Source organism: Frankia sp. AiPa1 (assembly GCF_023243075.1).
In the GTDB taxonomy this organism is placed as follows: domain Bacteria; phylum Actinomycetota; class Actinomycetes; order Frankiales; family Frankiaceae; genus Frankia.
The window spans coordinates 23,282-30,166 of the sequence record NZ_JALKFZ020000139.1; the positions used below are offsets into that span (position 1 = coordinate 23,282).

General features: G+C 71.9%; 6 protein-coding genes. 5 read left to right on the forward strand and 1 reads right to left on the reverse strand.

What is annotated here, in order from left to right; translation table 11 throughout:
• Positions 1-709: 709 nt before the first annotated feature.
• The 5 genes from MXD95_RS14465 (at position 710) to MXD95_RS14485 (ending at position 6,634) form a co-directional block, all read left to right on the forward strand.
• A complete protein-coding gene (locus MXD95_RS14465) occupies positions 710-2,758 on the forward strand; it encodes an amidohydrolase family protein (protein ID WP_250641132.1) in 2,049 nt (682 codons plus the stop codon).
• A gap of 218 nt (positions 2,759-2,976) precedes the next feature.
• On the forward strand, positions 2,977-3,837 hold the full coding sequence (locus MXD95_RS14470; protein WP_250641133.1) for an SDR family NAD(P)-dependent oxidoreductase: 861 nt from the start codon (positions 2,977-2,979) through the stop codon (positions 3,835-3,837).
• Positions 3,837-4,517 carry a TetR/AcrR family transcriptional regulator gene (locus tag MXD95_RS14475; protein WP_250641134.1) on the forward strand — a complete coding sequence of 227 codons (681 nt, stop codon included), beginning with the start codon at positions 3,837-3,839 and terminating at the stop codon, positions 4,515-4,517. The genes MXD95_RS14470 and MXD95_RS14475 overlap by 1 nt, the downstream gene beginning before the upstream one ends.
• A complete protein-coding gene (locus MXD95_RS14480; protein ID WP_250641135.1) occupies positions 4,511-5,350 on the forward strand; it encodes a hypothetical protein in 840 nt (279 codons plus the stop codon). Before MXD95_RS14475 ends, MXD95_RS14480 begins: the two co-directional genes overlap by 7 nt.
• A gap of 6 nt (positions 5,351-5,356) precedes the next feature.
• The gene (locus MXD95_RS14485; protein ID WP_250641136.1) at positions 5,357-6,634 is read left to right on the forward strand and encodes an aminotransferase class III-fold pyridoxal phosphate-dependent enzyme; all 1,278 of its coding nucleotides are present in this window, start codon (positions 5,357-5,359) and stop codon (positions 6,632-6,634) included.
• A gap of 36 nt (positions 6,635-6,670) precedes the next feature.
• On the opposite strand, the gene MXD95_RS14490 is transcribed toward MXD95_RS14485, so the two are convergent.
• A partial coding sequence (locus tag MXD95_RS14490) for a zinc ribbon domain-containing protein (protein ID WP_250641137.1) occupies positions 6,671-6,885 on the reverse strand: 215 nt, incomplete at its 5' end.

The window sequence follows — 6,885 nt, forward strand, 5'->3', positions numbered from 1 at the left end:
GCTTGTAGCTGTCTTCAAGTTGCCCCTCGGCTCACTTCCGGTGTCTAAGATGGCCCGCGCAGGCGGTGACGATCTCGACGAGCGCGTTGCAGTCGATCTCCAGGCCGCGGGTCATGTGTGTGCCTCGTTCATGTATTCCTCCAACGCCTGCCGCAGTCTGGCCCGCCCGCGGTGCGGCAGCACCCGCTGGTTGCCCGGCTCGAGTCGGATCGGCCTCGTCGGAGCATGGAAAGTCAGGTTTCCTGCACGACGTCCTCGGCCACGGCCCGGCTGGGCACGAGAACCCATACGCGACTGTGAGCATCGTCGGCGTCCAGCGCTCGACGAGCCCCACGAAGGCCGCCTCGTCGCCGTCCTGCAACGCCCGCACAAGCCGCGCGGCGGAATCGGCCGCCGATGGCCCGGCGGCCTGGGACTGTCGTACCTCCACGAACCCTGGCCTCGGGCGTTCACGGCTGTGATCATCTGGCGGGGACGACTCCCCGAGCGGTCCCGCCGGCTGGCCGATTGACTCCGTGATCCGCTATCGGCCGCGGGTTACGGCGCGACGCCTGCCGTTTTCCGCCCGGTTAATTCGACCATTCCCGCTTGTAAGTGCTCTACCTGCACCTCTACAGTCTTGGACGATCGTCCAACTGATATGCCTCGAGGCGTCCCCCGAACCGGGCGTGGTCTCGCCACCGACCAGACAACCTCCGGAAGCAGACTCTTGAAACGATCTTGTTGCGCGCTGCTCATCCTTCTGCTCGCCGGGTCACTGCTGGCTTCGCGGGCGGCCTCCGCTGATACCCCACCGGCCGTCCAGGACCTGGACGGCCGGTGCTTCATCGCCTCTGTTCGCAGTGATGGTGCGTCGGCCAGCCAGGCCACCTACGTCACCCAGGCGGCGATCGGCTACCGCACCGACGGCACCGCGGCGCAGGCCGAGCCGCTGATGTTCGCGGCCACGGCCCTCGGCCACTACCTGATCTACGAAACGCGTGGCCAGCGGCTGTACCAGGCGGTCACCGACACCGTCCTGGGTGGCAGCTCCTACGGCACGCGGGCCGACTGGACCCTCGCGCGGGCCGGTGACGCCTACCGGATCGTCAACACCGCGACCGGCGGGCAGCTCGGCTCCCGGCTCGGCCTGCTCGCCGCCGGGAAGGCGACGGTCACGCTCACCGCGGCCACCGGCTGCTACCAGGTACCGGAGATCGGGGTGAACGCACTCGACTCGACCCGGCCGGCCGGCACGAACGCCGCGGGCGACCTCGTCGGCCTGATCGACGCGCATGCGCACATCACCGCGTCCGAGGCGTTCGGCGGCTCGCTGCGCTGCGGCAGGCCCTTCGCCGAGGGGGGCGTCGTCGAGGCGCTCGCGCCCTGCCCGTCGCACGGCCCGCTCACCCTTGGCGCCCTGCTCGAGGCGATCGTCGGCGGGACCGACCCGACGGCGTCCGGCCAGGGCTGGCCGACCTTCACCGACTGGCCGGAGCCGGACTCGCAGCTGCACGAACAGGCCTACTACACCGGCATCGAGCGCGCCTGGCGGGCCGGACTGCGGGTGATGAACACGCTGCTCGTCGCCAACCGGGTGATCTGCGAGCTCTATCCGGGCAGCAGGACGAGCTGCGACGAGATGGAGCAGATCCGCCGCCAGGCCGCCTTCCTGTACCGCATGCAGGACTACATCGACGCGCGGGGCGGCGGCGCGGGCAAGGGCTGGTTCCGCATCGCCACCACGCCGCGGCAGGTCCGCCAGATCGCCGCGGCCGGAAAGCTCGCGGTGACCATCGGGATCGAGTCGTCCGAGCTGTTCGGCTGCCGCGAGATCAACGACGTCCCGCAGTGCACCCAGGCCGACATCGACGCCGGCCTGAACACCCTGCAGTCCTACGGCGTGAGCAACATCTTCCCGGTGCACAAGTTTGACAACGCCTTCGGCGGCACGCGGTTCGACCCCGGCACGACCGGCGTCGCGATCAACGTCGCGAACCGCATCTCGACCGGCCACTGGTGGCAGGTGACCCCCTGCACCGGCCCGAGTGACAACGAACAACCGCTGGTCAGCGACGCCATCGCGGCCCTGCTGGCGAAGGCCGGCGGCTCGGCCACCCTGCCTGCCGGCACCACGCTGCCCGTCTATCCCAGCGGATCGGTGTGCAACGTGCGCGGGCTGACCGCGCTCGGCGCGTACCTGGTACGGCAGGCGATCACCCGAGGCATGATCATAAATATCGACCATATGGGCGTGAAGACCGCCGAGGATGTGCTGAACATCGTCGAGGCCGCCCACTACCCCGGCGTGCTGTCCGCCCACAGCTGGGCCGACCGGGGGATCGTCGACCGGGTGCTGGCGGACGGCGGGTTCGTGGCGACCTACGGCTATGCCGCCGGGGACGCCGGCAACGGCGAGCCCGACTTCCTGCACGAGTGGCGGGCGAACAACGCGCTGCCGCACGGCGGCGCGATCACCGGCTACGGCTACGGATCCGACGTGAACGGGCTCGCGCCGCAGGCACCGCCCCGCCTCAACGCCGCCGCGTCGCCGCTGGCCTATCCCTTCACCGCCCCCAACGGGGTGCGCTTCGACCGGCACCAGTACGGGCAGCGAACGTACGACCTGAACACCGACGGTGTCGCCGAATACGGCGAGTACGCCGACTGGTACGCCGACCTGATCCAGCAGGCCGGCCCGGATGGGCCTCGGCTGCGCGGCCAGCTCATGAACGGCGCCGAGGCGTACGTGCGGATGTGGGAGGCGGCCCGCGCCTAGGCACGGTCACGCGATGTGAACACACGACGGACGTTCCCTGCCCCGACTACTGCGTGGTTCACTACCGAATGTTGGACGATCGTCCAAATCGGCTGCCGGGAACTACGACCGGCCGGGAACCGCAGCCGCCCGGCACATGCGGCCGCCCAGGAACGACGGCTACCGAGGGGTGGACCACCCGCTGTCCCTTCGTCCACGTCAACGTCAGGAGAAGGCTCATGCCCGACGGTAACCGCCCCGTCGCGATCGTCACCGGCGCCAGCTCGGGGATCGGCCGCGGTCTCGCGATCCGCCTCGCCGACCGCGGCCACGATCTCGCGCTGGTCGCGCGGCGCACGGCACGGCTGACGGTGCTGGCCGAGGAGCTGCGCGCCCGCGCCGGCGTCGAGGTCACCGTGCTGCCCGCCGATCTGGCGGAGCCGGGCGCGCCGCGCGCTGTCGCGGACGCGCTGCGCGACGCCGGCCTGCGCGCCGAGGTGCTCGTCAACTGCGCGGGCTTCGGGACGGCCGGCCCGTTCGTCCACGAGGTGCCCGAACGGGTCGCCGCGGAGATCGCCGTCAACGTGACCGCACCGACCCTGCTCACCCGCCTGCTGCTGCCCGACCTGCTCGCCGCGCCGCGGGGGGTGCTGCTCATGGTGTCCAGCAACGCCTCCCACCAGCCGGTGCCGAACCTCGCCGTGTACGCCGCGAGCAAGGCGTACCTCACCTCGTTGACCGCCGCGATCTGGCAGGAGACCAGGGGCAGCGGGCTGCGGGTGCTCGCGCTGTGCCCCGGGCCGACCGAGACGGAGTTCTTCGAGGCGGCCGGCTCCCGCCAGTTCCAGGTGGGCCGGGTGGCCAGCGTCGAGGAGGTGCTCGACGCGACGGTGCGCGCCCTCGACGGCCGCGGTTGGGGCGGGCCGGTGCTGACCGTCGGGGGCGCGAACCGGATCCGGGCACTCGGCGCCAGATCCGCGCCGCGGCGGCTCACCCTCGCCATCGGGCAGCGCGCCACCCGCCGGGCCGCGCGCCGGGCCGCGCGCCGGGACGCGTCGCAGTCGGCCGCGCCGGCGGCACGGACCGGGGCCGGCGCATGATGCGCCGGCTGTCGCTCGAACAGCGCCGGGCGGAGCTGATCGACGCGGCGATCCGGGTGATCGCCCGCGACGGCCTCGCCACCGCCAGCACCCGGGCGATCACGGCGGAGGCGGGGATGCCCCTCGGCGCCTTCCACTACGTGTTCACCTCCCGCGAGGAGCTCATCTCGGCGGTCATCGAGCAGGTCACGGACGAGGAACGGCTCGCCGCCTGGTTCGAGGCGAACCTCATCGGCGAGCCGGCCAGCCTGACCGACATCCTCGTCGCCGGCCTCGACGCCTACCTGCGGCTGCTGGAGACCGATCCAGGGCGGGAACAGGCGCTGCTGGAGGTCGCGATGCACGCCGTACGGCACGACCAGCCGGCGGTGCGGGCCCAGTGGGCGACCTATCACCGTGCGGCCCTGGCCAGCCTCGACCACGCGGCCGAGCTCGCGGGAGTCCGCTGGGTCGAACCGGTCGAGCGGCTCGCGCGCAGTCTCACCGCCTCGCTCGACGGCCTGACCATCGCCTGGCTCACCGATCGCGACAGCGAGGCCGCACGGGCGCACATCCGCTTCATCGCCCGCTCCTTCGCCGCGCTGGCCGTCCCCGTCGTACCAGCCGCACAGGCCCCGCAAGCCCCGCAAGCCCCGCCGGAGCATCCGGGGGGGCACGGAAGGGAGGACACCGCATGCTGACCGAGCTCGACGACCGGGTGCTCGCGGAGATCAACGCGCACGCCGTGCTCGGGGCGCTGCCCCGGCTCGCGCAGCTCGCGCCGGACGCGGCTCCGATCCTGGCGCGGGTGACCCGTCCGACCACCCTGACCCTCGCCGCCCGCGGCGGGCCACGCGCCAGCTACACGTTCACCCACACGGACGTCCAGCCGGCCGGCGACGGCACGGCTGCCGACGGCACGGCCGGCGGGGAGACGGCCGGCGGGGAGACGGCACACCGTGGCACGGCCGCCGGGCGGAGGGCGCGGCTGCTGTTCGCCTCGCCCCGGCACCTCAACGCCGTCATCGCCGGCACCGCCCAGCCGGTGCCCGTCGCCGGACCCGCCGGCCTGCGGTTTCTCACCCGGGTCTTCACCCCGCTCGGCGATGTGCTCACCACCTACCTGCGGCCCACCCCGCGACGGCTCGCCGAACCCGCCTTCGCCACCGCGAGCGCGCTGCTGACGCTGCACGTCGTCGTCAGCGCGATCGCGATCGTCGCCAACCAGGACCGCAGTGGACGGTTCTCCGCCGCGCACATGCCCGACGGCGACCTCGACCTCGAGGTCGGCGACGAGCTGCGGTACCGCCTGGCGGTGCGGGCCCATCGGCTGCGCGTCGACGCCGACCCCGCCGGCCCGCCGCGGGCCGCCCTGCGGTTCGCCGACCTCGATGTCGTCAGCGGCATCCTCGGCGGCCGGGAGAGCGCGCTGGCCTGCGTCTGCGACGGCCGGGTCGCGATGCGCGGCTACATCCCCCTCGTCGACAACACCAACCGCATCCTCGACCGCGTCGGCGCCTACCTCGGAGGCTGACCAGCAATGACGACCCGCACCGCCCCGCCCTCCGTCCCCTACCGTCACGAGCGCAGCGAGGCCGTGTTCGCCCGCGCCGCGCGGGTCATCCCCGCCGGCGTCTACGGTCACCTCGGTCCCAGCACCGGCTGCTTCATCCCACGGTCCGCCTTCCCGCTGTTCTCCCAACGTGCCTCGGGCACCCGGTTCTGGGACGTCGACGGCAACGAGTTCATCGACTACATGTGCGGCTATGGGCCGAACATCCTCGGCTACGGCGATCCGGACGTCGCGGCGGCGGCCCAGGCTCAGGAGCGGCTCGAGGACGTCGTGTCGATCCCATCGTCGACGATGGTCGACTTCGCCGAGCGGCTCGTCGACACCGTGGCCAGCGCCGACTGGGCGTTCTTCGCCAAGAACGGAGGCGACGTCACGACGCTGGCGATGATGACCGCGCGGGCAGCCACCGGCCGGCGCCGGATCGTCCTCATCGAGGGCTACTACCACGGTGTCGCCCCGTGGACCCAGAAACTCGACTACCCCGGGGTGCTCGACCAGGACGTCGCCGGGAACATCGAGGTGCCCTGGAACGACCTCGACGCGCTGCGCGGCGTGTTCACCCGGCACCGCGGCGAGATCGCTGCCCTCATCGCCCAGCCCTACCAGCACGGGAACTTCGTCGACAACGAACTCCCGGCGCCGGGGTACTGGCCGGCCGTCCGGAAGCTCTGCGACGAGCACGGGGTGGTGCTCATCGTCGACGACGTGCGCGCCGGGTTCCGCCTCGACCTGGCCGGCAGCGACCACCACTACGGCTTCTCCGCCGACCTGATCTGCTTCTGCAAGGCGATCGCGAACGGCTACAACGTCTCCGCCCTGTGCGGGAAGGACAGCCTGCGGGAGGCGGTCAGCAGCATCACCTACACCGGCAGCTACTGGATGAGCGCGGTTCCGTTCGCCGCCGGCCTCGCGAACCTGCGCAAACTGCGGGAGCTTGACGCACCCGCGCTGTTCCGGCGGCTCGGCACCCGGCTGACCGACGGACTCGTCGACGTCGCCGCGTCCCACGGCCACACGCTGGTCGTCTCCGGCGAACCCGCGCTGTTCTACCTGCGGCTCGCCGGCGACGACTCGCTCATGCTGCACCAGCGGTGGATCGCCGCCTGCGTACGGCGCGGCGTGTTCCTCACCTCCCACCACAACCACTTCATCAACGCCGCCCTCACCGAGGACGACATCGCCCTCACCCTCGACGTCGCCGACCAGGCCTTCGCCGCGATCCGCGCCGAAGGGCTGGACCATTGACGTCCTCCCCTGCGTGAACGCGGGGGATTCCAACTCCTACACACCTACCAGAGGAGGTGGGGAAGGTTGAGGTTCGCGGTTCACGGGCACCGGCAACCCGGCGCCTTCCCGCGCGGTCACGGCCCGTCCGGCCGCGATGTTCAATGCCGCGTTGATGTCGGCGTTGGCCGTATACCCGCAGGCGACGCACCGGAATACCGCTTGGCTCTCGCGGTTCCCGGGCGCTACCTGCCCGCAGGCCGAGCAACGCT